This window comes from Rhizobium sp. Root482, from assembly GCF_001426565.1.
Lineage (GTDB): Bacteria > Pseudomonadota > Alphaproteobacteria > Rhizobiales > Rhizobiaceae > Pararhizobium.
This window is the reverse complement of record NZ_LMFA01000023.1, coordinates 229,001-255,842: the sequence shown is the minus strand read 5'-3', so window position 1 is coordinate 255,842 and position 26,842 is coordinate 229,001. Positions and strand designations below refer to the sequence as shown.

Below are 26,842 nucleotides of genomic sequence, written 5' to 3'. Positions count from 1 at the left end.
GGTCAGCCCGAGGATGACGGAGAGAGAAGAGCCGGCTATAGGGAAAAGCCTGTTGGACGGTGGGAACGGCTCCCTCACAGCCTAGGGCAGCGGCCCTTTGAAGAAGCCAGCCTCCCTCCACCCACTACCCCCCAAGACAAAAATTCCTCCCCGCTCATCCTCGCCCTACGAATCCGTGTCACCTTATGCCTGTTCCGTCATTGGATACGCTGCCAGGCGTGGTGGTGAGGCGGAGCCGGTGCCGGATGGGGGCGGGACGCAAGTCTTCATTCGGTGGATGGGCAGAAAATGGTTTCCCTCTCGCCTGAAACAGGGCGGGGCGCGCTTGTGAGGNCCGGATGGGGGCGGGACGCAAGTCTTCATTCGGTGGATGGGCAGAAAATGGTTTCCCTCTCGCCTGAAACAGGGCGGGGCGCGCTTGTGAGGCGCACAAGAGGAGCGGCGACTGGGCTTGCCACAAGCAATCCCTTTCGTGGCGCCACCGGCACCGGAGCAATCCGGGCACGACGAGCGTCACCCTGTGCTAGAAAAAGGCGCCGCCACCCCCGCAGAGAAACCGAAGTTGCCCATCGACCAACACTGAACGGGGCGCTGGAAGGCGTCATATAAATTAACTTAGTCACGGCACTTTCCAGCGCCCCGGCCAAGTGAATGAATGCAGAGCAAACCCACGACGGATTTTCCGGGCGTGGCTGGAGGTCGTTGTGGGGGCTGCAAACGCCGTTCTTCCCTTCTCCCCGTCCAGACGGGGAGAAGGTGCCCGACAGGGCGGATGAGGGGCCGAGGCGTGTGTCGAGCGCCGGCACTTCGTCTCGAACGCCACGGGGAACCCCGTGACAGCCCCGAACGGATCGGCTAAACCAATCGCGAAAAACAACAGGCTTGCCAATGACCGCTACCGATCCCCTCGCCAATCTCGCCACCCTGATTCGCTGTCCGTCCGTCACTCCCGCAGAAGGCGGCGCGCTCGGCGCGCTGGAGGACATGCTGCGCCCGCTCGGCTTCAAGGTCGACAGGGTCACGGCGTCAGAGGAGGGCACCCCCGATATCGAGAACCTTTATGCGCGGCTCGGCACAGAGGGCCCGCATCTGATGTTTGCCGGCCATACGGACGTGGTGCCGGTCGGCGACGCGGCGGCTTGGACGCATGGGCCCTTTTCGGCCGAGATCGCCGATGGCGAGATGTACGGGCGCGGCGCCGTCGACATGAAGGGCGGAATTGCCTGTTTCATCGCCGCCATCGCCCGCCATGTCGAGAACCATGGCGCGCCCGCGGGATCGGTCTCCTTCCTGATCACCGGAGACGAGGAAGGTCCGGCGATCAACGGCACCACGAAGCTGCTCGACTGGGCCTCCTCCCGGGGCGAGCGCTGGGATGCCTGCCTCGTCGGCGAGCCGACCAATCCGGACCGGCTGGGAGACATGATCAAGATCGGCCGACGCGGCTCCCTGTCGGGAACGATCACCGTCCACGGCGTCCAGGGCCACGCCGCCTATCCGCATCTGGCCGACAGTCCGGTGCGCGGCATTCTCACCCTTGCCCAGGCGCTGATGGACCCGCCCTTCGACGCCGGCACCGAGAATTTCCAGCCATCCAATCTCGAAGTGACCTCGATCGATGTCGGCAATCCGGCAACCAATGTCATCCCGGCCAAGGCCTCGGCGCGCTTCAACATCCGTTTCAACGACAGCTGGGAGGCGGACAGCCTCAAGGCCGAGATCATCGCCCGCCTCGATCGCGCCGCCGCCGATAGCACGTTACGGCCGGACCGCCCGCCGGTTCGCTACGACCTTGTCTGGAGCGAAAGGCCGAGCCAGGTCTTCCTCACCCGCAACAATGCGCTGATCGCGTCCCTGTCCGGTGCTGTCGAGACCGTCACCGGCCGCGCGCCAAAGCTGTCGACCACCGGCGGCACGTCGGACGCGCGCTTCATCAAGGATTTCTGCCCGGTCGTCGAGTTCGGCCTTGTCGGCCAGACCATGCACATGGTCGATGAGCGCGTCGCCGTCGCCGACCTGGAGACATTGACGCGGATCTACGAAAACTTCATCCGCCGCTGGTTCGACCATGCCGCAGATTGATGAGGTCGGCGCCTATGTCAGGGGTATCTGGCTGCTCATCCAGGGCAATCGCGACGGTTACGACTGGCTCGACATCAGCGTTTCCGGCGTCTGGCGCTCCTTTGCCGCCTTCCTCTGGTGCCTGCCGGCCATGGCGGTGAGCTGGGGCGCCTGGCGGCTCTTCTATCTCGCCAATATGCCGCCCGGCACCGAGACCGGCCTGGTCTTCATCCTCAAATTGCTGCTTGTCGATCTTGCCGCCTGGATGTTCCCGCTGCTTCTGGTGGCCGCTCTCGCCCGACCGCTCGGCTATGGCGAGTTCCTGGCGGCGATCGTCGTTGCCACCAACTGGCTTTGCGTGCCCGTGTTCTACGCGATGGCCGTTCCCGCCGCTATCAGGCTGGTGATTCCGGGCAGTGGCGGCCTGACGAGCCTGCTGTCGCTAATCCTCCTGATAACCGCCTTCGCGGCCATTTTCCGGCTGATAAAGACCATTGCCAACGACCAGACGCTGCTGGCCTGCACCCTGACCGCCCTGCTCGTCTTGCCATCGCTCATTCTTGGAGAAAGCCTGCAGCGCGCGCTCGGGCTCATGCCGTTCTGAAGCATCGTCAGTAATCGACCTTCATGAAATAAAGCCCGTCCGGCGGCGCCACCGGGCCGCAGGCCTTGCGGTCCCTGGCGTCGAGCGCTGCGCGGACATCGTCCGGCGCCCACTTGCCATCGCCCACCAGCTTCAGCGTGCCGGCAAAGGAGCGGATCTGGTTGTGCAGGAAGCTCTGCGCGGTGGCGCGGATCTCGATCAGTTCGCCGTCGCGCGTCACGTCCAGCCGGTCGAGCGTCCGAAAGGGGCTGTTCGCCTGGCAATGGGTGGAGCGGAAGGTGGTGAAATCGTGATGGCCGACCAGGATCTGGGCCGCCTCGTGCATCGCCTCGTGATCCAGTTTCCGCGACACCCACCAGGCCCGTTTCGCCTCCAGCGCCAGCGGCGAAGGACGAGAGATGATACGGTAGAGATAATGCCGCCTCAACGCCGAAAAGCGGGCGTCGAACTCGTCGGAAACCTCGGCCGCCTCGATGATCGAGACCTGTTCGCCGGACTGTCCGAGATAGGCGTTCAACGCATTGCGCAATGTCTCCGGCTTCCAGGACCGCGAGAGATCGGCATGGGCGACCTGGCCTTTCGCATGCACGCCGGAATCGGTTCGCCCCGCCCCGCGGATCAGCACCGGTTCGCGCGTCAGCGCCAGGATCGCTTTTTCGACGGCACTCTGTACCGAATGCCCATTCTCCTGCCGCTGCCAGCCGACATAGGCCGAGCCATCATATTCGATGGTCAGGCGGAAACGCGGCATTCAGGCGAGCCTCGTGCCGGCGGGAATGGGCGTGCCGCGGCGGAAATCATCAGCGTCGAGAACCTTGCCGCCCGCCTTCTGCAGCCGCGTGAGGCGCACCGAGCCCTCGCTGCAGGCAATCGTCAGGTCATCGAAGAGCGCCGTTCCGCTTTCCCCGCCAGCCGCCTCGACCACGCCGGCGAGAACCTTGATCCGCTCCTGCCTGCCGCCGATCTCAAGCTCGAACCAGGCACCGGGAAAAGGCGACAGGCCGCGAATATGATTGTGCACTTCCGTCGCGGTCTTCTTGAAATCGATCCGCGTCTCGGCCTTGCTGATCTTCGACGCATAGATCACCCCGTGCCCGGCCTGCGGCGTCAGCGGCAGATCGTCCGCATCGAGCTTTTCCATCGCCTCGGTCATCAAACGGGCGCCGGCCAGCATCAGCCTGTCATGCAGTTCACCCGCCGTCATCTCCGGCGTGATCGCCACGACCCTGGTCAGCGCGACATCGCCGGTGTCCAGGCCCTCGTCCATCTTCATCACCATCATGCCGGTTTCGTGGTCGCCGGCCATGATCGCACGCTGGATCGGCGCAGCACCGCGCCAGCGTGGCAGAAGCGAAGCATGGCCGTTGTAGCAGCCGAGCCGTGTGCCCTGGAGGATGACCTTCGGCAGCAAGAGCCCATAGGCGACGACGACGGCGACATCCGCGTTGAAATCGCGGAAAGTCTGGCGGTCGGCCTCGCCCTTGAAATTGACCGGCGTCAGCACTTGCAGGCCGAGCAGTTCGGCCGCCTGATGGACCGGCGATTTCTGGAGATCGAGACCGCGCCGGCCGCCGGGACGCGGCGGCTGCGTATAGACGGCGACAATCTCGTGGCCGGCCTGCGCCAGCGCCGCAAGCGTCGGGACCGAAAATTCCGGCGTTCCCATGAAGATGATGCGAAGCGGCATCGCGGCTGCCTCCCGTTTCTGATCAGGTTTCTTCAAACGGGTTTACGAGCTTCAAATCAAGCCCTTCGAAGTTTTTTACATTGCGCGTCGCCAATGTCGCGCCATGGGAGAGGCAGATCGCGGCGATCATGGCGTCCTTGGTTTCCATCGGCCTGCCGCTTTTCTGGTAATGGGCGGCAAGCGTTCCATAACGAGCAGCTGAGACGTGGGAAAAGCTGAGGACTCTTCCCGAAAATTCCTCTTCGATACGCCGAAACACCGCAGCCAAGGCCTCTCGTCGTGCTCCTTGCGGCAATTGCGCGATGCCGAAGTGAATCTCCGCCACGGCAATCGCCGTCACGAACACGACTTCCCTGTCATAGCGGTCCAGCCAACGGAGGATGAGGTCGCTGTGCCGCCTGCCCTGCAGCTCGGAAATGACATTGGTGTCCAGGACGATCATGGCAATTATTCGAAGCCAGGCGGCGCGCGATCCGGCTGCTTGCGGAATGCCTCGATCGCCTGCAACTCGTCGTCCTCGAAGCGGGTTTCTCCCAAAGCGGCACGCAGTCGCGTTCCGGCTGTTTGACCTTGATGTTGCTCCTGCCCCAGTGCCGAGCGAATGCGCTCGATCGCCTCGTCGGAAAGAGAACGGCCGTTCCGGCGCGCACTTTCCTGAAGATCGATCTTCAGTGCCTCGTCAATCCCGCGGATCAGCAAATCGCCCATGCTCGCCTCCTTTTGATATCACCGATATCATAGGACGAAACGGAGGGATTTTCAACGCGTGTCAGATTGCCTTGGCGCCGCGGACCTTGGCGGCCTTGGTGAATTTACGGATCACCATTTCGCGCTTGAGCTTGGAGATATAATCGATGAACAGCAGGCCGTTCAGATGGTCGATCTCGTGCTGGAGGCAGGTCGCAAGAAGACCGTCGGCTTCCACAATCTGCTGGCGGCCGTCGAGATCGACATAATCGACCTTGATCGCGGCCGGGCGTTCGACCTCGGCATAGTAATCCGGGATCGACAGGCAGCCCTCCTCATAGACCGAACGCTCGTCGGACGAGGTGAGGATTTGCGGATTGATGAAGACCTGCGGCTGCTTGTCCTCGCCCTCCTTCGATACGTCGATGACCAGAAGCCGGCGCGGAATGCCGATCTGGATGGCGGCGAGGCCGATCCCCGGCGCGTCATACATCGTTTCCAGCATGTCGTCCGCCAGTCGGCGAATATCGGCATTCACCGTTTCCACCGGCTCGGAAAGCTGGCGCAGCACGGGATCGGGAAGGATGATGAGGGGCTTGATGGTCATCTGGCTCCCATAACCGATCTTTTGCCCCGATGGAATTCTCGATTTCAAGATTTTTGTTGCCGAGGCGGCAGCTGGCTCTTTCCGCCTCGCCGATGTTCTTGTTTTGATCTGGTCATGCCGCACAATTTCGCCTAAGCTGGCAAGATGGAACCCGCAAGCCTTTCCTTCGACCAGCCGCTCTTCCAGCTCGGCACCTTTCCGGTGACGCTTGGACTATGCCTGTTTTTCGCCGTCGCTCTTCTTCTGTTTGCTGGCATTCCCGCGACATTGGCGAGGCGCCGCGCCCGGCAATCGGCGCTGGAGGCGGAACAACGCATGACGGCGCTGCTTGCCGCCCAGACGGAGATGCAGGGGCGCATCGCGGCGATGGCGGAGGTTTTCGGCGCTCGCCAGTCGGAGCTCAACCAGTCGATCAGCCAGAGAATAGACGGCATGACGCACCGACTCGGCGCCTCCATCACCGAGCAGACCAAGGCCACGCACGACAATCTGCGGCGGCTGCAGGAGCGGCTGGCGGTGATCGATACGGCGCAGACCAATATCCAGTCTCTGGCCCGCGACATGGCCGGATTGCAAAGCATTCTCTCCAACAAGCAGACGCGTGGCGCCTTCGGCCAGTCGCGCATGGAGACGATTATCGCCGATGGACTGCCGATGGGCGCTTATGCTTTCCAGGCGACGCTTTCCAACGGCTCGCGGCCCGACTGCACCATCCGCATGCCGAACGACCAGCCCGTACTGGTGATCGACGCCAAGTTTCCGCTGGAAGGCTGGAACGCGATCCGGGCGGCAACCGATCCGGACGGCGCCCGGCAGGCATCGCAGCAGTTCCGGCGCGATATGGAGGTGCATATCCGCGATATCTCTGGCAAATATCTGATCCCCGGCGAAACCCAGGAAACCGCCTTCCTGTTCGTCCCGTCCGAATCGATCTTCGCGGAAATCCACGAACATTTCGAAGGCATCGTCCAGAAGGCGCACCGAGCACGCATCGTCATTGTCTCGCCATCGCTCTTGATGCTGTCGATCCAGGTCATCCAGGCGATCCTGCGCGATGCGCGAATGCGCGAACAGGCGCATCTGATCCAGGGCGAAGTCATCCGGCTGATGGAGGACCTGACCCGTCTCGACGACCGGGTGCGCAAGCTGCACGGCCATTTCCTGACATCCCAGAAGGATGTCGACGACATCCTCATTTCCTCGGAAAAGCTCAAGCGCCGCGGCGCAAGGATCGAGGCGCTTGAGCTCGACAAGGCGCAGCCATCGCCGGATGCTCGGCCGCTGGACAATCGCCTGGGGCAGTTGAAGCTCAGGGTGGTTGACGAGGACTGAGGGTCTCGGGCACTGTCCGGGCAAAATCGCCGGCATGGGGAGGCTCAGATGATCACGGTATTCGGCTCTATCAACATGGACCTGATCGCCACCACGCCGCGACTGCCGAAGCCTGGCGAAACGGTGGCCGGAACCGGTTTCTCGACCGCGGCCGGCGGCAAGGGCGCCAACCAGGCGCTGGCGGCCAGCCGGGCCGGGGCTAAAGTTCGCATGGCGGGCGCCGTCGGATCGGACGGCTTTGCCGAGGGTGCGCTTGCCCTGCTGAAACAGGCAGGTACCGATCTTTCGCTCACCAGGACGGTGGATAAGCCCACGGGTACGGCGCATATCCTCGTCAGCGGCAACGGTGAAAATGTCATCGTCGTCGTGGCAAGCGCCAATGGCACGGTCAGTGCCGCCGATGCGCAGGGAACCGTCGAGACGATGGCTTCCGGCGATACGCTGATGCTGCAACTGGAAATCCCGCCCGCCGCGGTGGAAGCGGCGCTTGCCGCTGCCAGGGACAGAGGCGTCACCTCGATCATCAATATCGCCCCTTTGACGGACGAGGCGGCGCGCCTCGGGAGGATGGCCGATATCGTCGTTGCCAACGAGACCGAATTCGAGCTCCTTGCCGGGCGCAGCGAACTCTCGGCTTCCGAGCGTGAGGAGGCCATGATGCGGCTCTCGGGAGAAACCCTCCAGATCATCATCGTGACGCTCGGTGCGCAGGGCGTCGTTGCGGTGCGCGACGGCGCGCTTCACCGCGCCTCGGGGCTGGCCATCGAGCCGGTCGATACGGTCGGCGCCGGCGACACGTTCTGCGGCTATCTTGCCGCCAGCCTGGATGCCGGCATGGAATTCACCGCCGCCCTTCGCCGGGCGGCCGTGGCCGGCTCCCTCGCCTGCCTGAAGCCCGGTGCCCAGCCGGCGATTCCGGATGCTCGTGAGGTCGACGTCAGGGCTTGACCAGGCCTGCCGGAAGGCCGGATGTGCAAACAGGACAGGAAAGGCCGCATCCACGATAGGTCCGCGTAAATCTTCTGGAAATCCCGAGATTTGCGTCTTCGATGTTGGTCCAATTTTAACAAATATCGCGCTATTCAATTCCTCTCAAAGGCCGTCCTTCTGCATTGAAACGGCCTGACGATGTCGGTCGGCATCTGGCGTCCCATGAGGGGACACTTCCAAGCATTTTGATCACGTCATCCTCGGCCGAAAACCGTGGATCTCTCACCTGTGGGGACATTCATGCTCAACTTCCGGACCAGATCGCTGGCCACAAAGCTTATCGCCGTCACCGGCGGCACGATTGCGCTCGTTCTTCTCGCTTCCAACTATGTACTGATTTCGCAGACGCAGGATCGCGTCGAGACGCTTGTCCTGGACCAGGCGCGCGGCGAAGCGAAGTCCATCGCCTCCGACATCGCCAGCGGTATCGGCGAACTGGCCGGCGCGGTGCGCTCGATGGCGGGCGTCATCGGGCGTGGGCATGAAGGCGGCTATCTCGACCGCAAGGCCGTCGTCGACATGCTGAAGACCAATGTCGAGAAGAACCCTTCGGCCTTCGGCAGCTGGTTTGCCGAGGAGCCCGCCGCTTTCGACGGCAAGGCCACGGAATTTGCCGGCAAGACGGAGTTCGGCGGCAACAAGGACGGATCGTTCAACCCCTACTGGACCAAGAGCAAGACAGGCATCGCCCTTTCCGTGTTCAATTCGGACTACAAGGCCGACTGGTACGCATTGGCGGCCCGCAGCATGAAGGGCGCGATCTCCCCGCCCTACACCGAGACCGGTACCGGCAACAATATCACGATGTCGTCGATCGGCTATCCGGTTATGTCCAACGGCAAGCTGCTGGGCGTCAGCGGCGCCGATGTTTCGCTGAGCTCGCTGGCCGACAAGCTGAAGGACATCCACCCCTTCGGAACCGGTCGCGTGATGCTTCTGTCGCAGACCGGCAAATGGCTCGTCGCACCCCAGCCCGATCTCCTGATGAAGGAGTATGACGGGGTCGGCGCGGATATCGTCAAGACCGCTCTTTCCACATCCAGCCCGGGCATCGTCCATGATCTGAGCTATGATGGTCTCGAGACATTCGAGCGCATCGTCTATCCGTTCGCGCTGCCGGACGTGAATGCCACCTGGCTGGTTCTCGTCGATGTGCCGCATTCCGCCATCAATGCGCCGATCGCCGACCAGACCTATCTGATGGTTTTCGGCGGGCTGATCGTTCTGGGTGCCGTCCTTCTCGGGCTTTATCTCGCCGTGCGCCAGCTGGTTCAGAAGCCGCTGGCCGGACTGGTCAGCGACGTCGCCGAACTGAACAGCGGGATCTATACCAAGCCGATTTCCGGCCAGGACCGGGGCGACGAGACCGGGTCGGTCGCACAGGCGCTTGAAGGCTTTCGCCATCGTCTGGCCGATACCAAGCGCCTGGAAGCCGAGGCGGAGCACGAGCGCCAGCATTCGGAACAGCAACGCAGCCAATCGGAGGCGGAACGGGCACAGTCGAACGCGACACAGCGCGAGATCGTCGCCCGGCTTGCAAACGGGCTGTCGCGTCTTTCGGCCGGCGACCTCGCCTACCGGATCGTCGAGGATTTCCCCGGCGAATATGCCAAGCTGAAGACCGACTTCAACTCGGCCATGGACAGCCTGGAGGAGACGATCCAGACGGTCAATACCTCCGTCGTCAATATCGGCACCGGCACGAGCGAGATCAGCAATGCGGCCAATGACCTGTCGCACCGCACCGAGCAGCAGGCCGCAAGCCTGGAAGAAACGGCGGCAGCGCTCGACCAGCTGACCTCGCAGGTCAATGCCAGCGCCGACAATGCCAAGGTGGCGGCGAAGTCGGTGGAGACCGCCAGCAGCGATGCCGAGCAGTCCGGCGAGGTCGTGCAGAAGGCGATCGCGGCGATGAAGGGCATCGAGCAATCCTCCGGCGAGGTCAGCCGTATTATCGGCGTCATAGACGAAATCGCCTTCCAGACGAACCTGCTTGCGCTGAATGCCGGCGTCGAGGCGGCCCGCGCCGGAGAGGCGGGCAAGGGCTTTGCGGTCGTTGCCCAGGAGGTCCGCGAACTGGCGCAGCGTTCGGCCAATGCCGCCAAGGAGATCAAGGCGCTGATCAATACCTCGGCCGGACAGGTTCGAGACGGTGTCGATCTCGTCGGCCGCGCCGGTGGCGCGCTGCAGAAGATCGCCGACCAGGTCGTCCAGATCAACGGACTGATCCGCCAGATTTCCGGCTCGGCCTCCGAACAGGCGGTCGGCCTCAAGGAGATCAATACGGCGGTCAACCAGATGGACCAGGTGACCCAGCAGAATGCAGCCATGGTGGAGGAAACCACTGCCGCCAGCATGGCCCTGAACGAAGAGGCACGCGCGCTGAGCACACTCGTCTCGCGCTTCCAGGTCACGCAGCAGGGCCGCTCGCCGGCCGAGGCGCTGCGCGAAACCGCCAAGCAGATGCGGGCGCCCGCCAGAGTGTCGGCGCCGAGCTATGCCGCAGTTGCAAGTCCGGTACCGGCACGCAGCGTCGCGGCAGCGCCCAGACCCATGCCGCCGGTTGCCGGAAATACCGCGTTGGCGGAGGACAACTGGGAAGAATTCTAAGCCCGGGGACTGAAATGGAAACGGCGCCCTTGCGGCGCCGTTTTTCATTTCAAGGTCTCGCACCGATCACAGGCGCGCCAGACGCTCCGTCAGGAGCTCGAAGAAGCCATCGGCATCCACCTCGCGCATGACCCTAGCATTGGGATTGCGTCCGGTCACCCGCCACCAGTCGACCACCGTCATGCCCATGGTCAGCTCGGATTTCGTCTCGATCTCGACATTGCAATCGCGCCCCTTGAAGAGATCCGGGCGCAGGAGATAGGCGATTACCGTCGGATCATGCAACGGGCCACCATCCGAGCCGTATTTCTCGATATCGAAGCGCTCGAAGAATTCCAGCATTTCAGCCATGGCGACGGCGGCCGGCGAGCGGATCGCCTTGATCTTCTCGACCCGGGCCTTGTGGGTCAGGACGCGGTGGGTGACGTCGAGCGGCATCATGACGATCGGGATGCCGGACTTGAAGACGATATCGGCTGCCTGCGGATCGACATAGATGTTGAACTCGGCGGCCGGCGTGATGTTGCCGCCTTCAAAGAAGCCGCCGCCCATCATCACCAGCTCACGGACACGGGAAGCAATTTCAGGCGCCTTGGTGAGCGCCAGCGCGATATTGGTGAGCGCGCCCAGGGTACAGAGCGTCACCGTGCCCGGCGCTTCGGAAAGCAGCGTCTCGATGATGAAATCGACGGCGTGGCCGGGCTGAAGCGGCATGGTCGGCTCTGTCAGTTCGGGTCCGTCGAGCCCGGTCTTGCCATGGACATGCTCGGCCGTCACCAGCGACCGGGAGAGCGGCCTGTCGGCGCCGGCAAAGACCTTGATGTCGGGGCGGGCGCAGAGTTCGCAGATGATCCGGACATTTCTTTCGGTGAGCGCCAGTGGCACATTGCCGGCAACGGCGGTGATACCGAGCACGTGGACTTCCGCGGGGCTGCCGAGCGCCAGCATGATCGCGGCGGCATCGTCCTGCCCCGGATCGGTATCGATGATGATCTTTCTCGGAACAGTCATGCGGGTCTTCCTCTCAAATCAGCGCGCCGACTATGATTTGCTGGCCAGCGCTGTGCAAGCGCCTTGCGCTGGCTACGCACAACTACCATATTGAGCCCTCGCGGATGCTGCCTTGCAGGTCCACGCAAACGGTCGCTTGAAGCCAAGGACTAAGACATGGCCCGAATCACGCCCTTCACGAGCCCGCTTCTGCTTGGCTTCGACGCGATGGAAAAGACCCTCGAGCGGATCGCCAAGGGCAATGACGGCTACCCGCCCTACAATATCGAACGCATCCGCCGCGACGACCCTGTCGGCACGCCGGAGCGCCTGCGCATCACGCTCGCGGTCGCCGGCTTTTCCGAGGACGATCTCGACGTCACCATCGAGGAAAGCCAGCTTTTCATCCGCGGCCGCCAGGCGGAAACGGGCGAACGGGACTATCTGCACCGCGGCATCGCCGCCCGCCAGTTCCAACGCGTCTTTGTGCTCGCCGAGGGAATGCAGGTCATGAAGGCGGAACTGAAGAACGGCCTACTGTCCGTCGATCTCATCCGGCCGGAACCTCAGCGCATGGTAAAGAAAATTAATATTTTGGTCCCAGAGTAAGATAGCCGACAGTTTCTGCCGGCTGCGGAAAGCACCGGGAACCTATGTAAACTCGGACGTTTGCCGCAGCGAATCAATGATTTCCGCTTCTGCGCGCCACTTGGCGAACACTGCGGAAAGGCTACGGAGTAAGTCTCATGGGATTGAAGCAGATCAGCTCGCATCTGTCGAAAAACGACCTGGCGCATCTGGGCGCCGGTGAAGTCGGCTATATCCGCAAGATGCGCTCCGACGAAGTGTCGCGCGTCTTTCCGGAAGCGCCGGACATGGATCCGGGTCTCGACCTCTGGGCGCTGTTCGGCGCCGACGGCACGCCGATCCTCTTGACCGACAATCGCTCGAGCACCTTCTTCAAGGCAGCCGAGGACGATCTGCGCACCGTCAGCCTGCACTGAGACGAGTCTACCTGAAATGCCGATCGTTCCGAGCGTGGTATCAGGCCCGCCGGAACGTCAGATAGGCTGACTTGCGCCCTTCCCGTCGTGCCTTGGCCTCGTAGCGCGTGCTCGGCCAACCGGGATAGGGGATCAGCCAGTCGTTGGCATTTTCCGCCGTCCATTCGAAAGCGGCGTGATCGCGGCAAAACATCAGCGTCCAATTGACATAGCTATCGATATCCGAGGCAAAGCAGAACAGGCCGCCGGGCTTCAGCACGCGCGCGAACCGGTCGAGATTGGCCTTCGAGACGAAACGGCGCTTCCAGTGCTTCCGCTTCGGCCATGGATCGGGATAGAGAAGGTCGATCTGGTCGACCGAGCAATCCGGCAGCCAGTCGAGCACCTGCGTCGCGTCGTCATCATGAAGGCGGATGTTCTCGGCACCGCGTTCCTCGATGTGCCCGACCAGCTTTGCCATGGAATTGACGAAGGGCTCGACGCCGATGAAGCCGGTGGTGGGCGCCTCCACGGCTCGGTGGATCAGATGTTCGCCGCCGCCAAAGCCGATCTCCAGCCGGACCCGGTCAACAGGATGCCTGTACAGCGTCCTGAGGTCCGCCGGTGCCGGCGTTTCCAGATCGAGCCTGAGGGCCGGCAGCACCGTTTCCAGATGGGATGCCTGCAGGGCGCGCAGGGGCTTGCCCTTGCGGCGTCCGAAAAAGGCTTCCGTCGAGCGGTTTCGGTGCTGTTCGGTCATGCGCGGTCTTTCCCTTGCAAAAAAGCGGGCCATTGCAAAAAAAGCGGGTGCCTCCCATGAAGGAAACACCCGCTCTTTACTGTTTTCAGCGGTCATCCGTCCAGAGGCGGATCAGGCGGCCTTGCGCGCGTCCTCTTTCAAGGCGTCCTTGAGCGGCTTGACGAGATCCAGCTTCTCCCAGGAGAAGGACCCGTCGCGGCCGGCCTTGCGGCCGAAATGACCGTAAGCAGACGTCTTGGCGTAGATCGGCTTGTTGAGATCGAGATGGCGGCGAATGCCAGACGGCGAAAGGTCCATCGTCTTGCGGATCGCGTTCTCGACCTCGTCCTCGCTCACCTTGCCGGTGCCGTGCAGATCGACATAGATCGACAGGGGCTGGGCAACACCGATCGCGTAGGAAAGCTGGATGGTGCAGCGATCCGCCAGTTCGGCAGCGACGACGTTCTTTGCCAGATAGCGGGCGGCATAGGCGGCCGAACGGTCGACCTTGGTCGTGTCCTTGCCGGAGAAGGCACCGCCGCCATGGGGGGCAGCCCCGCCATAGGTATCGACGATGATCTTGCGGCCGGTCAGGCCCGCATCACCGTCCGGTCCACCGATGACGAACTTGCCGGTGGGGTTGATGTACCAGTCGCAGTCCTCGGCGATCTCGATATCGTGCAGCGCCTCGCGGATATAGGGCTCGACCACGGTGCGGACCTTGGCCGAATCCCAGCTTTCGTCGAGATGCTGGGTCGAGAGCACGATCGTGGTGACTTCCCGCGGCTTGCCATCGACATAGCGTACCGTGACCTGGCTCTTGGCATCGGGGCCAAGCCGGCCGGCATCGCCCTCGCCCGTCTTGCGGGCCGTGGCCAACAGCGCCAGGATGCGGTGGGAATAATAGATCGGAGCCGGCATGAGATCGGCCGTCTCGCGGCAGGCATAGCCGAACATGATGCCCTGGTCGCCAGCGCCTTCGTCGCCCTGCTTGTCGGCGGCATTGTCGACGCCCTGGGCGATATCGGCCGATTGCGGATGCAGCAGCACGTCGATCTTGGCGCTCTTCCAGTGGAAGCCGGCCTGCTCATAGCCGATTTCACGGATGGCCTTGCGGGCCGCGGCCTTGAATTTCGCCGGATTGATCACGGGATGGCCGGCGGCGTCCTGCAGGACCTTGCCTTCCTTGTCCTTCTTCAACAGCGTATCGGGCACCCGGACTTCGCCGGCGATGACGACACGATTGGTCGTCGCCAGCGTTTCGCAGGCGATGCGGACGCCCCAGGGATCAACACCGGTCTTGGCGGCTTCACGATAGACGAGATCGACGATCTCGTCGGAAATCCGGTCGCAGACCTTGTCGGGATGGCCTTCTGCCACGGACTCACTCGTAAACAGGTAGTTTGCACGCATGCGGGACGTCCCCTCAAAGAAAAAACTGCTAAAAGCGTTTAGTGATTTTGGCACAAAAACACAAGCGCACAAGGACATAAATATATCTTTATATGTCTAAGGCGGGAAAGTTTTTGCGGGATTTGCGGGCGCGGAAGCGGGGATTATCTGGCCGGGCCGGTTCATGCGTTCCACTCGGGAGGATCCACCACACAAAAAAAGCGGCACCCGGGCCGCTTTCTTCAAATCGTGTCCGCAGGCCTATTCGGCCTCGGTTTCGGCCGCGAGCGCCTTGACCAGGTCCACCAGCTTGCGGCGAACCTTGGGATCGTTGATCTTGACGAAGGCCCGGTTGAGCTGGAGCCCCTCGGAGGAGGACAGGAAATCGACTACATAGTTCGAGCTGGAGGCTTCCGCCATGCCGGAGGCACCGGCTGCGTTCTCACCCGGTGCATCTTCGAAGAAGAAGGATACCGGAACATTCAGAATGGTCGAAATGTTCTGCAGACGGCTGGCGCCGACCCGGTTGGTGCCTTTTTCGTATTTCTGGATCTGCTGGAAGGTAATCCCGAGGCTCTCTCCGAGCTTTTCCTGGCTCATGCCAAGCATCGTGCGGCGAAGACGGATCCGGCTGCCGACATGAATATCGATCGGATTCGGCTTCTTCTTGTTTTCTATCATGACGGCTTCCTAATAAGCGGTGTTTTCAGATGGCCCATAATGGGCGTCCAGAGAGCGGGCCACACGCAAGATGCGTGCAGATGGCTAAACCTTCCAAACCGAGGTGAAAATCATTCGCGGACATCACACTGCAATTTGGGCGGTTTTTGGTCAATTCTCCCTTGAAGTAAAACTAACGCGGGAAATAAGCGCCAATCCTAGTAAAAGACCAGCGATCAGGAGTGCATTTCTCGCTTGATCCCGTGGATACATTAGCAAATCAAGCTTTCCCGGCAAAATTGTGTCCACAAATCCCTTTGTGCCGAAAGGAAACCCGGTGACGACTTCGCCGCGGGCGTTGACGACCGCTGAAATCCCGGTATTGGCGGCCCGGATCAGCGGCAACCCGGTCTCGACGGCACGAAGCCTGGCCTGCTGGAAATGCTGATAGGGGCCGGGCGTATCGCCGAACCAGGCGTCATTGGTGAGATTGAGAAGGGCGCTGGCGGCCAGGGCATTGTCGCCGATTTCCCCGGGGAAGATCGCCTCGTAGCAAATGAGCGGGTAGAGCGTGCGGCCGCCCGGCAACGTCAGCAGCGCACGCGACGCGGAGGCGGTGAACCCGCCGGGCATGGCGGCGGCTATAGCCTGCAGGCCGGCCGACGACAGGAGCTGCTCGAAGGGAAGATATTCCCCGAAAGGCACGAGATGGGTCTTGTCGGCGGCACCGACGATCTGGCCGCGGTCGTCGATCACGTAGATCGAATTATAGTAGCGCGGCGGCTGGCCGGCGCCTGCATCCTCGGCGCGCACGGCGCCGGCGATCAGAATCTGGCCCTCCTGCAGCACGTCGGAGATCCGCAGCAGCGCATCGGGGTTCTCGGTGAGGATGAACGGCACGGAGGTTTCCGGCCAGACCACGACATCCGGCCGGCGGGCGCCATCCAACGGCTTTGCCTGCGTCAGCTTCAGATGTTCCTCGAAGACGGACGCCCTTTGCCGGTCGTCGAGCTTCTTCGACTGGTCGATCAGCGGTTGGACGAGGCGGATGATCATGTTCGGATCGGCGGCAGCTGGCGGCAACTGGCTCAGGCGGTAAAGGCCGTAGCCGAAATGGCCGGCGATCAGCAGCAAGGCAAGGGTAAGGCCTGCCCGCAGCCCCTTGCGCGTCCCAAGCAGCGCCGGCATGGCAAAGACGAAGACCGCCAGCATAGTGATGCCGGAAAGCCCGATAACGGCCGCGGACTGCATCATCACCGGCACGGGCATGGCCATGTAGCCGAGCGCATTCCAAGGAAAGCCTGTAAGAACGAAGCCGCGCAGCCATTCCGCAAGCCCGAAGGCAAAGGCGAGCGCGGCGATGCGGGCCATACCGTCCGACCAGAGAAGACGGGCGAGCGCTGCGGCGACACCGTGGAAAATCGCCAGCAAGGCCGGCAGCCCGATCACCGCCAGCGGCAGCGCCCAGGCGAAGTCGTCGGCCTCGACCAGCAGCGCATTGCCGAGCCACCAGAGACCGCCGAGAAAATAACCGAAGCCGAAACACCAGCCGATGAAGAAAGCCGGAAGGCTGCGCCGCAGGCGGCCATGATCCGGATCTCCCGATGCGCCGTCGATGAGCCAGACGAGAATGGGAAAACTGAGAAAGGGTGTTGCGAAAATGCCGAAGGGCGGCAGGGCAAGAACGGCGACAAGGCCGGCGGCAATGGCGACACAGGCCCGGCTACCGCCCGACAACAGCATGATCCTGCCCGCAAGCCACTCCATCAACGTCCCCCATCGGCACAGCCGCTTTCCGGCCAGAAGCACGGAGGGGCGACGGCGCAAAACCATCCATCCGAATCAATCCGCGGCAGTCTTCCAAAAAAGCGGCCGCTTGTCCTGCCCGCAAGGGCGATCATCTGCAGATGGACAAGGTTCAACCGGTTTCGCGCAGGGATTTTTCGATCACGGAGGAAGGGGCGGCCTCGGCATGAAGCTCGTCTTCGCCCTTTGTCGGACGGCGGCGCGCCGGCGGCCGCTTGCGCACGATCCGCACCCGCTTCACGCGGCGCGGATCGGCATCGAGCACCTGGAATTCGAAGCCGGGTATCGCCTGGACAACCTCGCCACGGGCGGGGATGCGGCCGAGCGAGGCAAACACCAGACCGCCCAGCGTATCGACATCCTCCAACTGCTCGCGCACGTCGAAATCCGGACCGATCGCCGCCGCGATCTCCTCGAGTTCCACGCGCGCATCGGCGACGAACACATCATCGGAGGTCTTGGCGAACATGACCTCCTCGTCGTCATGCTCGTCCTCAATATCGCCGACGACCATCTCGACGATGTCCTCGAGCGAGGCCAGTCCATCCGTGCCGCCATATTCGTCGATCACCAGCGCCATCTGGATGCGGGCCGCCTGCATGCGCTGCATCAGGTCCGAGGCATGCATGGACGGCGGCACGAACAGGACCTGGCGGACGATGCCGGCCTCTTCCAGCGACTTCGAAAGATCGACGCGGCCAAGGTCGAAGCCGGCCTTCGGCTGGCGCTGCGGTTTTTCCGGCTTGTCGGATGAGGCAACCGCGATCCGGGCCGGTCCACGGCGCCGGTTGCGCGCTTGTTTCGTCACATAGGAGAGAAGATCGCGGATGTGCACCATGCCGCGTGGATCGTCCAGGCTGTCGCTATAGACGGGCATGCGCGAGCGGCCCGATTCCTCGAAGACGGTCATCAACTCGCCGATGGTGATGCTCATATCGACTGCCTCGATATCGGCGCGCGGAACCATGACGTCCTCGACACGCACCTCACGGAAGCGAAGGATATTGTTGAGCATGGCGCGCTCGGCCGGCGAAAATGCCGTATCGCCGCCGGCATCGGTCATCAGCGCATCGGCGAGATCCTCGCGCAGGCTGTTGCCGTTGCTGCGCCACAATCGTGCAGCGCGGCTCCAGAAGGTAGAACCGGATTTGCCGCCCTCAGGCCGTGGGGCGGCGGCGCTACTACTGCCTGCCTCGTCCTGGCTGGAGGCTTCCGCCTCGTCTCTTACAGCCGCAGCCGGCTGTGCTCTAAATTCGCTCATCGTTCCAGACTATCATACGGGATCACTGTCCCCATAGGGATCAGATAGACCAAGACCGGCCAAAATACCAGTCTCGAGGCTCTCCATTCTTTCCGCATCGCGCTCATCGATATGGTCGTAGCCGAAAAGATGCAGGAAACCATGGACGAGAAGATGGGTGAGATGGTCATCGAAAGGCTTGCCGAGTTCCGCTGCCTCGCGCACCAAAGTTTCCTGCGCAAGGATGATATCGCCAAGCATCGGCCCCGGCATCTTGCCCGGGACCAGCGGAAAGGCCGGGAAGGACAGGACATTGGTCGGCTTGTCCTGTCCGCGCCATTCGGCATTGATGGCCCGGATCGAGGCATCGTCGGTGAAAACCAGCGACACTTCCGCTGGCATTTTCGGAAAGGGCTGCTTTTCCTCGCGCGCCAGGAAGGCCGCGGCAGCGCCAAGCACGCGGCCGCAGATGGCCTCAAGCTGGGTTTCCGGCGGCCAGGGGCCTTCCTCGATGCTGATCTGGATATCTAGGGCCGTCATGACAATCGCCATCGCCTCAGCGATAGGCCTGCTCGCTTTCGTCCGGCACGGCGGTCTGCGCCTCATAGGCCCGCACGATGCGGGCGACCATGGGATGGCGGACGACATCGACATCCTTGAAGCGGGTCACCGACACGCCTTCGACGCCGTGGAGGATCTGCAGCGCCTCGACCAGGCCGGACTTGACGCCGCGCGGCAGGTCGACCTGGCTCGGATCGCCGGTGACGATCATCCGGCCGTTTTCGCCCAGACGAGTCAGGAACATCTTCATCTGCATCGTCGTGGTGTTCTGGGCCTCGTCGAGAATGACGGCGGCATTGGCAAGAGTGCGGCCGCGCATGAAGGCGAGCGGCGCGATCTCGATGACGCCGGCGGTGATCGCCCGCTCCACCTTGTCGCCGGGCATCATGTCGTAGAGCGCATCATAGAGAGGCCTCAGATAGGGATCGACCTTGTCCTTCATGTCGCCGGGCAGGAAGCCGAGCCTTTCGCCGGCTTCGACCGCCGGGCGCGACAGGACGATGCGATCGACGGCACCGCGCTCGAGAAGCTGGGCGGCATGCGCGACGGCCAGATAGGTCTTGCCGGTACCGGCTGGGCCGACGCCGAAGACCAGCTCGGCCCGTTCCAGCGCGCGCATATAGGCGTCCTGCGTTGGCGTGCGGGCAGTGATCGTCTTCTTGCGGGTAGAAATCTGCGCCAGATTCAATTTGGCTTTCTTTTCCATGGTGGGCAGTTGCAACTGGTCATCGGCGGCGACGGCCATGCGGATGGCGCCCTCGACGTCGGAGGCCTCGACGATGCCGCCGCTCTGCAGCCGCCCGTAAAGATAGTCCAGCGTCCGCCGCGCCTGGTTGGTGGCCACGACCTCGCCCGAGATGGAAACGGAGTTGCCGCGCGGACGGGCATCGATGTTCAACCGCTGCTCGATCAGCTTCAGGTTCTGGTCGAACTGGCCGAAAAGCTCGCTGGCGAACCGGTTGTTCTCGAAGGTGAGCACGAAGTGATTGACGTCTGTCGCGGATGTTTTCGACTGGCGCGGCGAGGATGAAACCAATTCGTGTCCGTTCAAGCGGTCAGGCTCCTTGATGTGGCGGACCTTCAGCTTACCACCTCGGCAAACAGACTGTTAGGGCCCGCACCAGTGATTCGTACAGAAATAATGTCACCGATTTGCGATGACATTGCATCAACATTCACCGATTGCAGCCAGGGCGAACGGCCGATCAACTGTCCCGGCATGCGCCCGGGCTTTTCCAGAAGCAGGTCGATGGTCTTGCCGATACAGGCCCTGGCGAAGGCGTTCTGCTGGGAAAGCAGCAAAGCCTGCAATCTTTCCAACCGGTTGGCCTTGACCTCCTCGGGCACCTGATCCTCGAGATCGGCGCCCGGCGTTCCCGGACGGGTCGAATATTTGAAGGAAAATGCCTGTGCATAACCGACCGTCTCGACCAGCTTCAGCGTATCCTCGAAGTCCTCATCGGTCTCGCCGGGGAAACCAACGATGAAATCTCCCGACAGGGCGAGATCCGGCCGCGCCGCCTTGATGCGGGCAATCAGCGCAATGTATTCGGCCGCGGTATGGCGCCGGTTCATCGCCTTCAGGATCCGGTCCGAACCGGACTGGATCGGCAGATGCAGATAGGGCATCAGCTGGCCGAGATCGCGGTGGGCCGCGATCAGGCCGTCATCCATGTCGCGCGGATGGCTTGTGGTATAGCGCAGGCGGGCCAGCCCCTCGATCCCTGCCAGATGGTGGAGGAGTTCGCCGAGGCCCCATTTGTCGCCATCCGGGCCGGTACCGTGCCAGGCATTGACGTTCTGGCCGAGAAGGGTGATCTCGCGCACCCCGGCCTCGACCAGTTTGCGTGCTTCCGCGACAATCTGGGCGACCGGGCGCGACACTTCCGAACCGCGCGTATAGGGCACGACACAGAAGGTGCAGAACTTGTCGCAGCCTTCCTGGACGGTGAGAAAGGCGGTGACGCCGCGCGAGCGGGTCCTTGCCTTATCGGGCGCCGGCAGATGCTCGAACTTGTCCTCGACAGCATAGTCCGTTTCCAGCACGCGCTCGCCGCGTTCGACGCGCTTCAAGGCCTGCGGGAGACGGTGATAGGTTTGCGGGCCGATGACGAGATCGACGGAGGGCGCCCGGCGCAGGATTTCGTCGCCTTCGGCCTGGGCGACGCAGCCGGCGACGCCGATCGTCACGGTCTTGCCTTCGCTGGCCTTTCGGCTTTTCAGGTCGCGCAGGCGGCCAAGCGCCGAATAGACCTTCTCCGCCGCCTTCTCGCGGATATGGCAGGTATTGAGCAGGACGAGGTCGGCGTCTTCCACCATATCGGTCGCGACATAACCGTCCTTCGCCAGCGCATCGGTCATCCGCTCGGAATCATAGACGTTCATCTGGCAGCCATAGGTCTTGACGAAGACCTTGCGGACAGGCGGCGCTTCGACGCCCATGTCGGGTTTTGCGGAGAGGATGGCGGTTTCCTGTGTCATAGGCGGTTCCATAGAGCAAAGAGGGCCTGATTTGAAGCCCTTTCGGCGTCATCAGCGACCGCGCAGCTTCAGCGCCAGCATCGAGCGGATGCTCTTCTCGACCTCGCGGCTGACGAGCTTGCGGTTGCTTTGCGGCGTATAGGTGAACTGCTCGCCGAAGATCACATCCACATCGACGGCGCCCTCATGGAGGATGCCAAGCAGATGCGGGCCAAGGGCGATATCGCCCGGCCAGGCCGCGATCGGGCGATGGTAGCGGCCCATCGGCATGCCGTGAATGCCGGTATAGGCAATGGCAACGGGCTGGACATGCACCGCGCCGGTGGGAGACAGCGGCACGGCGGCAGCGGCGGCGCCGAACAGCGAGGTCTTGATCTCCAGAAGCCGATTGCCGTCCGAAGTCGTGCCTTCAGGAAAAAGCACGACGATCTCGCCATCGGCCAGCCGTTTGCCGATCTCGTTGACCTGATTGCCGGTGGTCCGTTTCTGCTCACGCTCGACGAAGATCGTCGCCTGCAGCCGGGCCAGAAGGCCGAAGACCGGCCAGGACTTCACATCCGACTTGGCGACGAAGACGACATCGCAGATCGAACCGAGAACGAGAATATCCTTCCAGCTGGCGTGATTGGACACCAGCATCAGCGGCCGCTGCCGGTCCGGCGTACCATGGACACGCACCCTTATGCCGACGAGGCGGCAAGCCATGCGGTGCCAGAGGCGCGGCAAGGTGCGGCGCTGCGGCAGGTCGAAGCGCAGGAACAGCATCTGCGCCGGCGCCATGACGAGGGTCGCGCCCAGAAGCACGGTCATGCAGAGCGCGACACGCAGCCAGTTGATCACGCGCGAAATTCCCGTGCCAAAGCCGACAGGGGTCGCCTCGCCGCCTGCCGGCAGGGTTCGCCGGACTGCCAGTGCAGTTGCAACTCTTTTCCCATGGAAAAAGGGCTAGCCAAGATCGAGGCGCATGACAAGGGCGGACGTCCTTTTGCCCGACTCATCCTGGTAATAGGCCTGCCGCTCGCCGACCTTCGCGAAGGCCAGCTTGCGGTAGAGCCCGACGGCAGCGAGATTGGTTTCATCGACCTCGAGAAACATTGCTTCCGCCGCCTGGTCGCGCGTCTCCCGGATGGCCGCCCGCATCAACCGCCAGCCGAGGCCGAGCCTCGAGAAGCGTGGATCGACGCAGATGGTCAAGATTTCCGCCTCGCCGCCCGCGATCCGAAACAGCACGAAACCGCCCGTCAAGGGCCGCGAGACGGCATTGCTCTGGCGGGCGATAAAACCGAAAACTGTACTCTGGGCAAGCAAAGCGTGCAGTTCGCCATCGCTCCAGCACCGTTTGAAACCCAGCCGGTGAATGGCCGCCGCCTGCCCCAGGTCGCTTGTTTCCAAGGGGAAGATTTCGAATTGCGGCTTGCGGGCGAAATAATCCGTCAGCGACATCTCAAGCCCGCGCCACCGCAAAGCCGGCCTGCGACTTGACATCGGGACCGCGCAGGTAAAGCGGGCTGGGTTTTCCCCGGCGCGGATCGGCTGCCGCGCCAAGCCGCCCGACAACGCCGATATCGACCGCATCGGATACGGAAATGCCGGGTTGCGGAGCATCGGTCAGAAACCCGGCAGCGGATCCGCAGACGACGCCGTCAAAACCCGCATGGAGCCTGCGCGCTTCGTCCAGGGAAAGGATCGCAGGTGTGTCGCTGGCCTCGCCGTTTGCCTTGAAGCTCTGGCAATAGAGTTCGTCGCGCTTGGCATCCATCACGGCGAGCACGTCACGCCCGGGCTGGACTTCACGCGCCGCCTTCGCAAGGGCTTCAAGAATGGAAATACCGACGGCCGGAACGCCCAGCGCCAGCGCAAAACCGCGCGCGGCGGCGACGCCGACGCGAATGCCGGTAAAGGAACCTGGGCCGATGGTGACGGCAATCCGCTCGACCTCGCCCAGCGTCCTGCCGCTTGCCTCCAGCGCCTGATCGACGAAGGCCATCAATTGCTCTGCATGACCGCGACCGATCACGGCGCCGGCAGAGGCGAGAACCCGGTCTTCGCCGCCGTCATAGACAGCCGCAAAACAACCCGTCCCGGCCGTATCAAGGGCCAGGACGATCATGGCTTTCGGGCCTTGGATGGGGACAGCACGGGAAACGCTCGCTCAAACGGCTTCGACGGCCTGCACTTCGGGAATGAAATGATGAAGGAGGTTCTGCACGCCATGCTTGAGCGTCGCCGTCGAGGACGGGCAGCCGGCGCAGGCGCCCTTCATGTTGAGAAAGACAGTGCCGTCGCGGAACCCCTTGAAGGTGATATCGCCGCCATCCTGGGCCACGGCCGGGCGCACCCGGCTTTCCAGCAGTTCCTTGATCGTCGCGACGATCGTCTCGTCGCCCGGCTCGAAGAACTCGCCGTCCTGGTCACTTTCCTCGGCGCGTGTGTGAACGGCCATGACCGGCTGGCCGGACATGAAATGCTCCATGATCGAACCCAGAATAGCAGGCTTCAGATGCTGCCATTCCTGGGCTTCCTTGGTGACGGCGATGAAATCGTAACCGAAATAGACGCCGGTGACGCCGGGAATCATGAACAGGCGGGCGGCAAGCGCGGAACCGGCCGCCGCTTCTTCCGCATCACGGAATTCGGCGGTACCGTTCTCCATCACCACCTTGCCAGGCAGGAACTTCAGCGTCGCGGGGTTCGGGGTAGCTTCGGTCTGGATGAACATGACGGCTCCGTGCCACCTGTCGGCAGGCGGCTGTTTAGAATTATTCTAGCCAATATAAGCGGTTTGACGCCCTGCTTCAAGAGACATGGACGTGCTTGAAGTCTCTTATCGCAGGGCCGAAATTCAGACAATCGGGAAGTCGGCAGGCATCGGCAGCAAACGGCTTTCGGCACAGTCGAAAGCGGCACTCAACTGAGCGCATCGATTTCCTCGTCCGTCAGAAGATCGGGGATGACGGTGACCGGGATAGGAAAGGCGGCCGTCTTGCCGGCAATGGAGGATACCAGCGGACCGGGGCCCTCCTTGGCCGAGCCTGCCGCAAGGACCAGGATGGCGATATCGCGGTCTTCCTCGATCAGGCCGTAAATCTGCTCGGTGGCGCTGCCCTCCCGGATGACCATTTCCGGCTCGATGCCGATCGTCTCGCGCACCGTCTGGGCGATCTTTGCCAGCGTCGCTTCCGCTTCAGCGCGCGCTTCGGCACGCATGATGCCTTCGACGCCCAGCCATTGCTGGAAGTCGGCGTCGGCGATGACATAGAGGAGAACGAGGCCGCCGCTGGAGTTTTTCGCGCGCATGCCGGCATAGTGGACGGCGCGGCCGCATTCCGGGGTGTCGTCGATCACCGCCATGAACTTGCGGCGGTGACCTTCCAGTCTTGAGAGTCGTGTCGAAACCATGGCGGGACTCTTACACCCGATATTTTCGGCTGCAAGGACTCATTTGCGGCGAATTATTGCAGGAAGCCGACGATCTCGCGCACCTGGTTCATGGTGAGATCGGCGCGCGCCCGGGCCTTTTCGGCCCCTTTCCGCAGGATGGCATCGATATGGGTGGTATCGTCCATGAGGCGACGCATCTCGCCCGAGATCGGCGCCAGGACTTCGACGGCAAGATCGACCAGGGCCGGCTTGAAGACGGAAAACTGCTGGCCGCCGAACTCACCGAGAACCTCCTGCTTGGTCTTGTCCGACAGGGCCGCATAGATGCCGACGAGATTGTCGGCCTCGGGCCGGCCCTTCAGGCCTTCGACTTCGGACGGCAAGGCGTCCGGATCGGTCTTGGCCTTGCGGATCTTCTTCGAGATCGTCTCGGCATCGTCCATCAGGTTGATGCGCGACAGGTCGGAGGCATCCGACTTCGACATTTTCTTGGTGCCGTCGCGCAGCGACATGACACGCGGCGCCGGGCCGCCGATCAGCGGCTCGACCATCGGGAAATAGGCATGGACCGGCTCTTCGCCGACCATGATATCGACGCCATAGCTGGTTTTGCGGATATGATCCGTGAAGTCGATGTTGAACTTCTGGGCGATATCGCGGGCCAGCTCCAGATGCTGCTTCTGGTCGTCGCCGACAGGCACATGGGTGGCGCGATAGACGAGGATATCGGCAGCCATCAGGCTCGGATAGGCGAGCAGGCCGAGCGAGGTCTGCTCGGCATTCTTGCCCCCGGACTTGTCCTTGAACTGGGTCATGCGCTCCATCCAGCCGATGCGGGCGACGCAGTTGAAGACCCAGGCAAGCTCGGCATGCTGCGGCACGGCGGACTGGTTGAAGACGATGTGCTTTTCCGGGTCGATGCCCGAGGCGATGAAGGCGGCGGCGATCGAGCGGGTCTGGCCGCGCAGGTCCTGGTGGACGAGCTGCGCCGTGATGGCATGCAGATCGACCACGCAATAGATGCAGTCATGGTCCTGCTGCAGGGCCACGAATTTGCGGATCGCGCCGAGATAATTACCGAGATGCAGGTTTCCGGTCGGCTGGACGCCGGAAAAGACGAGCGGCTTGAAGTCTGACATCGTGTCCTCATTCGGGCTTGTGGAGGGCCCGGCCTCTGTTGCTGTTGGCAGGCTTATGCGCACAGGCGCCGGCAGCGATCAAGGGGCATGCAGGCGCACCTTCGGCAAATTCCACTCATGGAAAGGGAGCGAACCGCCAAGACCTTGAATCCAAAGATTCATATTAGAAATTTTTCCTCTAATGTTTCCTATGAAGTTAGGCAGGAGGCGGAACTGCAGGACATTATTCTGCGCCGTCGGAAGAAAATTCCATAAAATTGCTGCATTTCGGATGAATTCACCAATTGCCACCACAGACAGGTTCTCAGCCGAGCTCATCCTGCTGTACGATGCATACCAATGGCGCGGCGAACCCAGATTTGCATGCCCCCCCGAACGACGCGGAGCGGGCGTGCCGAGGGGATTGTCATGCGTAATCTATTATTGCTCGCTCTTGCGAGCCTGCTCGCCATTTCCAATTTCGCCATTGCCGAAGCCAGAGACAACCGCCCGCGCAAAGCGAAGCTTCCCGCCCATAGCAGAACCATGGCTTATGCCGTCCAGACCGTGTCGGTCAGAACAGGCTGCTTTTCGGCGCGACTCGAGGGTATCCTGGCGCATATCGCCGCGAAAACCGGGCATCGGCCGCTGGTGACATCAGGCCATCGGCCGCGGGCGCATCGGCGCGGCTCGATGCACAGATCCTGCCGAGCGGCGGATATCCGCGTGCCAGGCGTTTCGGAAAGCAGGATACTCGCCGCCGCAAGAACCGCGCCGGGCATCGGCGGCATCGGCCGCTATTGCAACGGCATCGTTCACGTCGATACCGGCCCCCGGCGCCAATGGGCTCATTGCGGCAGATCGAAACGCCATTTCCTCAGCGCCAAGCGCCGCTCGGGGAAGCGATCCTGAA

General features: G+C 62.6%; 29 protein-coding genes. 8 read left to right on the top strand and 21 right to left on the bottom strand.

The genetic code is table 11. The features are described from left to right. Window positions 1-888: 888 nt before the first annotated feature. Together dapE and ASD31_RS19830 are read left to right on the top strand one after the other, a co-directional pair. Window positions 889-2,082 (top strand): succinyl-diaminopimelate desuccinylase, encoded by a 1,194-nt coding sequence (gene dapE / locus ASD31_RS19835; protein ID WP_056337986.1) that lies wholly within the window; start codon window positions 889-891, stop codon window positions 2,080-2,082. Next, complete coding sequence (locus ASD31_RS19830; RefSeq protein ID WP_056337981.1) at window positions 2,069-2,665, top strand: hypothetical protein; 597 nt, start codon at window positions 2,069-2,071, stop codon at window positions 2,663-2,665. The genes dapE and ASD31_RS19830 overlap by 14 nt, the downstream gene beginning before the upstream one ends. Window positions 2,666-2,672: 7 nt before the next feature. Here the strand turns inward: ASD31_RS19830 and truA are convergent, their stop codons facing one another. The 5 genes from truA to def all read right to left on the bottom strand — a co-directional run bounded on the left by truA (window position 2,673) and on the right by def (window position 5,646). After that, window positions 2,673-3,416, bottom strand: a complete 744-nt coding sequence (truA, locus tag ASD31_RS19825) for a tRNA pseudouridine(38-40) synthase TruA (protein WP_056337974.1) — start codon at window positions 3,414-3,416, stop codon at window positions 2,673-2,675. Beyond that, window positions 3,417-4,352: a methionyl-tRNA formyltransferase gene (gene fmt / locus ASD31_RS19820; protein ID WP_056337971.1), complete on the bottom strand. Its 936-nt coding sequence runs from the start codon at window positions 4,350-4,352 to the stop codon at window positions 3,417-3,419. It lies immediately after the preceding gene. A gap of 22 nt (window positions 4,353-4,374) precedes the next feature. Continuing rightward, entirely contained in the window at window positions 4,375-4,794 is a 420-nt protein-coding gene (locus tag ASD31_RS19815; RefSeq protein WP_056337959.1) for a type II toxin-antitoxin system VapC family toxin, read from the bottom strand. A 5-nt stretch (window positions 4,795-4,799) separates the two neighbouring features. Then, entirely contained in the window at window positions 4,800-5,060 is a 261-nt protein-coding gene (locus tag ASD31_RS19810; protein ID WP_056337957.1) for a FitA-like ribbon-helix-helix domain-containing protein, read from the bottom strand. A gap of 61 nt (window positions 5,061-5,121) precedes the next feature. Continuing rightward, a complete protein-coding gene (def, locus tag ASD31_RS19805) occupies window positions 5,122-5,646 on the bottom strand; it encodes a peptide deformylase (protein WP_056337954.1) in 525 nt (174 codons plus the stop codon). A gap of 144 nt (window positions 5,647-5,790) precedes the next feature. On the opposite strand from def, the gene ASD31_RS19800 reads away from it, so the two are divergent. From ASD31_RS19800 to ASD31_RS19790, 3 genes are all read left to right on the top strand, one after another. After that, complete coding sequence (locus ASD31_RS19800) at window positions 5,791-6,978, top strand: DNA recombination protein RmuC (RefSeq protein WP_056337948.1); 1,188 nt, start codon at window positions 5,791-5,793, stop codon at window positions 6,976-6,978. Between the two features lie 48 nt (window positions 6,979-7,026). Further along, window positions 7,027-7,926, top strand: coding sequence for a ribokinase (locus ASD31_RS19795; protein WP_056337944.1), 900 nt, complete (start codon window positions 7,027-7,029; stop codon window positions 7,924-7,926). Between the two features lie 282 nt (window positions 7,927-8,208). Continuing rightward, on the top strand, window positions 8,209-10,578 hold the full coding sequence (locus ASD31_RS19790) for a methyl-accepting chemotaxis protein (RefSeq protein ID WP_056337941.1): 2,370 nt from the start codon (window positions 8,209-8,211) through the stop codon (window positions 10,576-10,578). Window positions 10,579-10,644: 66 nt separating this feature from the next. Here ASD31_RS19790 and ASD31_RS19785 read toward each other — a convergent pair whose 3' ends face one another. Next, window positions 10,645-11,589 (bottom strand): nucleoside hydrolase, encoded by a 945-nt coding sequence (locus tag ASD31_RS19785; protein ID WP_056337937.1) that lies wholly within the window; start codon window positions 11,587-11,589, stop codon window positions 10,645-10,647. A gap of 156 nt (window positions 11,590-11,745) precedes the next feature. Between ASD31_RS19785 and ASD31_RS19780 the strand changes: the two genes are divergently transcribed. Beyond that, window positions 11,746-12,177 (top strand): Hsp20 family protein, encoded by a 432-nt coding sequence (locus ASD31_RS19780; protein WP_056337934.1) that lies wholly within the window; start codon window positions 11,746-11,748, stop codon window positions 12,175-12,177. 137 nt (window positions 12,178-12,314) lie between these two features. Continuing rightward, window positions 12,315-12,572: a DUF1150 family protein gene (locus tag ASD31_RS19775; protein ID WP_056337931.1), complete on the top strand. Its 258-nt coding sequence runs from the start codon at window positions 12,315-12,317 to the stop codon at window positions 12,570-12,572. 40 nt (window positions 12,573-12,612) lie between these two features. Here the strand turns inward: ASD31_RS19775 and trmB are convergent, their stop codons facing one another. The 15 genes from trmB to ASD31_RS26525 form a co-directional block, all read right to left on the bottom strand. Further along, on the bottom strand, window positions 12,613-13,311 hold the full coding sequence (trmB, locus tag ASD31_RS19770) for a tRNA (guanine(46)-N(7))-methyltransferase TrmB (protein WP_056337929.1): 699 nt from the start codon (window positions 13,309-13,311) through the stop codon (window positions 12,613-12,615). A gap of 111 nt (window positions 13,312-13,422) precedes the next feature. Continuing rightward, window positions 13,423-14,703, bottom strand: coding sequence for a methionine adenosyltransferase (metK, locus tag ASD31_RS19765; protein WP_056337916.1), 1,281 nt, complete (start codon window positions 14,701-14,703; stop codon window positions 13,423-13,425). 240 nt (window positions 14,704-14,943) lie between these two features. Then, window positions 14,944-15,363: a helix-turn-helix domain-containing protein gene (locus ASD31_RS19760; protein ID WP_056337910.1), complete on the bottom strand. Its 420-nt coding sequence runs from the start codon at window positions 15,361-15,363 to the stop codon at window positions 14,944-14,946. 150 nt (window positions 15,364-15,513) lie between these two features. Then, entirely contained in the window at window positions 15,514-17,109 is a 1,596-nt protein-coding gene (gene lnt, locus ASD31_RS19755; RefSeq protein WP_056337907.1) for an apolipoprotein N-acyltransferase, read from the bottom strand. A gap of 151 nt (window positions 17,110-17,260) precedes the next feature. Further along, window positions 17,261-18,409 (bottom strand): transporter associated domain-containing protein, encoded by a 1,149-nt coding sequence (locus tag ASD31_RS19750; RefSeq protein WP_056337905.1) that lies wholly within the window; start codon window positions 18,407-18,409, stop codon window positions 17,261-17,263. A 12-nt stretch (window positions 18,410-18,421) separates the two neighbouring features. Continuing rightward, window positions 18,422-18,928: an rRNA maturation RNase YbeY gene (gene ybeY / locus ASD31_RS19745; RefSeq protein WP_056338275.1), complete on the bottom strand. Its 507-nt coding sequence runs from the start codon at window positions 18,926-18,928 to the stop codon at window positions 18,422-18,424. A 16-nt stretch (window positions 18,929-18,944) separates the two neighbouring features. Beyond that, window positions 18,945-20,000 (bottom strand): PhoH family protein, encoded by a 1,056-nt coding sequence (locus ASD31_RS19740; protein WP_056337904.1) that lies wholly within the window; start codon window positions 19,998-20,000, stop codon window positions 18,945-18,947. Window positions 20,001-20,029: 29 nt separating this feature from the next. Beyond that, a complete protein-coding gene (gene miaB / locus ASD31_RS19735) occupies window positions 20,030-21,430 on the bottom strand; it encodes a tRNA (N6-isopentenyl adenosine(37)-C2)-methylthiotransferase MiaB (protein ID WP_056337901.1) in 1,401 nt (466 codons plus the stop codon). Between the two features lie 51 nt (window positions 21,431-21,481). After that, window positions 21,482-22,270, bottom strand: a complete 789-nt coding sequence (locus tag ASD31_RS19730; RefSeq protein ID WP_056337897.1) for a lysophospholipid acyltransferase family protein — start codon at window positions 22,268-22,270, stop codon at window positions 21,482-21,484. A gap of 105 nt (window positions 22,271-22,375) precedes the next feature. After that, window positions 22,376-22,873 (bottom strand): GNAT family N-acetyltransferase, encoded by a 498-nt coding sequence (locus ASD31_RS19725; protein ID WP_056337894.1) that lies wholly within the window; start codon window positions 22,871-22,873, stop codon window positions 22,376-22,378. 1 nt (window position 22,874) lies between these two features. Beyond that, on the bottom strand, window positions 22,875-23,540 hold the full coding sequence (tsaB, locus tag ASD31_RS19720) for a tRNA (adenosine(37)-N6)-threonylcarbamoyltransferase complex dimerization subunit type 1 TsaB (RefSeq protein ID WP_056337890.1): 666 nt from the start codon (window positions 23,538-23,540) through the stop codon (window positions 22,875-22,877). 42 nt (window positions 23,541-23,582) lie between these two features. After that, on the bottom strand, window positions 23,583-24,149 hold the full coding sequence (locus ASD31_RS19715) for a NifU family protein (RefSeq protein ID WP_056337889.1): 567 nt from the start codon (window positions 24,147-24,149) through the stop codon (window positions 23,583-23,585). A 188-nt stretch (window positions 24,150-24,337) separates the two neighbouring features. Continuing rightward, a complete protein-coding gene (locus ASD31_RS19710; RefSeq protein WP_056337887.1) occupies window positions 24,338-24,829 on the bottom strand; it encodes a universal stress protein in 492 nt (163 codons plus the stop codon). A 53-nt stretch (window positions 24,830-24,882) separates the two neighbouring features. Then, on the bottom strand, window positions 24,883-25,950 hold the full coding sequence (gene trpS, locus ASD31_RS19705) for a tryptophan--tRNA ligase (RefSeq protein ID WP_056337884.1): 1,068 nt from the start codon (window positions 25,948-25,950) through the stop codon (window positions 24,883-24,885). 78 nt (window positions 25,951-26,028) lie between these two features. Next, window positions 26,029-26,268 (bottom strand): hypothetical protein, encoded by a 240-nt coding sequence (locus ASD31_RS26525; protein ID WP_156392733.1) that lies wholly within the window; start codon window positions 26,266-26,268, stop codon window positions 26,029-26,031. Window positions 26,269-26,358: 90 nt separating this feature from the next. Between ASD31_RS26525 and ASD31_RS19700 the strand changes: the two genes are divergently transcribed. Then, window positions 26,359-26,841 carry a YcbK family protein gene (locus ASD31_RS19700; RefSeq protein ID WP_056337881.1) on the top strand — a complete coding sequence of 161 codons (483 nt, stop codon included), beginning with the start codon at window positions 26,359-26,361 and terminating at the stop codon, window positions 26,839-26,841. Window position 26,842 lies beyond the last annotated feature (1 nt).

Bases quoted from the DNA above. Each gene is read 5' to 3' on its own strand.
- dapE (WP_056337986.1), top strand. From the start codon at position 889: ATGACCGCTACCGATCCCCTCGCCAATCTCGCCACCCTGATTCGCTGT.
- ASD31_RS19830 (WP_056337981.1), top strand. From the start codon at position 2,069: ATGCCGCAGATTGATGAGGTCGGCGCCTATGTCAGGGGTATCTGGCTG.
- truA (WP_056337974.1), bottom strand. From the start codon at position 3,416: ATGCCGCGTTTCCGCCTGACCATCGAATATGATGGCTCGGCCTATGTC.
- fmt (WP_056337971.1), bottom strand. From the start codon at position 4,352: ATGCCGCTTCGCATCATCTTCATGGGAACGCCGGAATTTTCGGTCCCG.
- ASD31_RS19815 (WP_056337959.1), bottom strand. From the start codon at position 4,794: ATGATCGTCCTGGACACCAATGTCATTTCCGAGCTGCAGGGCAGGCGG.
- ASD31_RS19810 (WP_056337957.1), bottom strand. From the start codon at position 5,060: ATGGGCGATTTGCTGATCCGCGGGATTGACGAGGCACTGAAGATCGAT.
- def (WP_056337954.1), bottom strand. From the start codon at position 5,646: ATGACCATCAAGCCCCTCATCATCCTTCCCGATCCCGTGCTGCGCCAG.
- ASD31_RS19800 (WP_056337948.1), top strand. From the start codon at position 5,791: ATGGAACCCGCAAGCCTTTCCTTCGACCAGCCGCTCTTCCAGCTCGGC.
- ASD31_RS19795 (WP_056337944.1), top strand. From the start codon at position 7,027: ATGATCACGGTATTCGGCTCTATCAACATGGACCTGATCGCCACCACG.
- ASD31_RS19790 (WP_056337941.1), top strand. From the start codon at position 8,209: ATGCTCAACTTCCGGACCAGATCGCTGGCCACAAAGCTTATCGCCGTC.
- ASD31_RS19785 (WP_056337937.1), bottom strand. From the start codon at position 11,589: ATGACTGTTCCGAGAAAGATCATCATCGATACCGATCCGGGGCAGGAC.
- ASD31_RS19780 (WP_056337934.1), top strand. From the start codon at position 11,746: ATGGCCCGAATCACGCCCTTCACGAGCCCGCTTCTGCTTGGCTTCGAC.
- ASD31_RS19775 (WP_056337931.1), top strand. From the start codon at position 12,315: ATGGGATTGAAGCAGATCAGCTCGCATCTGTCGAAAAACGACCTGGCG.
- trmB (WP_056337929.1), bottom strand. From the start codon at position 13,311: ATGACCGAACAGCACCGAAACCGCTCGACGGAAGCCTTTTTCGGACGC.
- metK (WP_056337916.1), bottom strand. From the start codon at position 14,703: ATGCGTGCAAACTACCTGTTTACGAGTGAGTCCGTGGCAGAAGGCCAT.
- ASD31_RS19760 (WP_056337910.1), bottom strand. From the start codon at position 15,363: ATGATAGAAAACAAGAAGAAGCCGAATCCGATCGATATTCATGTCGGC.
- lnt (WP_056337907.1), bottom strand. From the start codon at position 17,109: ATGGAGTGGCTTGCGGGCAGGATCATGCTGTTGTCGGGCGGTAGCCGG.
- ASD31_RS19750 (WP_056337905.1), bottom strand. From the start codon at position 18,409: ATGAGCGAATTTAGAGCACAGCCGGCTGCGGCTGTAAGAGACGAGGCG.
- ybeY (WP_056338275.1), bottom strand. From the start codon at position 18,928: ATGACGGCCCTAGATATCCAGATCAGCATCGAGGAAGGCCCCTGGCCG.
- miaB (WP_056337901.1), bottom strand. From the start codon at position 21,430: ATGACACAGGAAACCGCCATCCTCTCCGCAAAACCCGACATGGGCGTC.
- ASD31_RS19725 (WP_056337894.1), bottom strand. From the start codon at position 22,873: ATGTCGCTGACGGATTATTTCGCCCGCAAGCCGCAATTCGAAATCTTC.
- tsaB (WP_056337890.1), bottom strand. From the start codon at position 23,540: ATGATCGTCCTGGCCCTTGATACGGCCGGGACGGGTTGTTTTGCGGCT.
- ASD31_RS19715 (WP_056337889.1), bottom strand. From the start codon at position 24,149: ATGTTCATCCAGACCGAAGCTACCCCGAACCCCGCGACGCTGAAGTTC.
- ASD31_RS19710 (WP_056337887.1), bottom strand. From the start codon at position 24,829: ATGGTTTCGACACGACTCTCAAGACTGGAAGGTCACCGCCGCAAGTTC.
- trpS (WP_056337884.1), bottom strand. From the start codon at position 25,950: ATGTCAGACTTCAAGCCGCTCGTCTTTTCCGGCGTCCAGCCGACCGGA.
- ASD31_RS26525 (WP_156392733.1), bottom strand. From the start codon at position 26,268: ATGAGCTCGGCTGAGAACCTGTCTGTGGTGGCAATTGGTGAATTCATC.
- ASD31_RS19700 (WP_056337881.1), top strand. From the start codon at position 26,359: ATGCGTAATCTATTATTGCTCGCTCTTGCGAGCCTGCTCGCCATTTCC.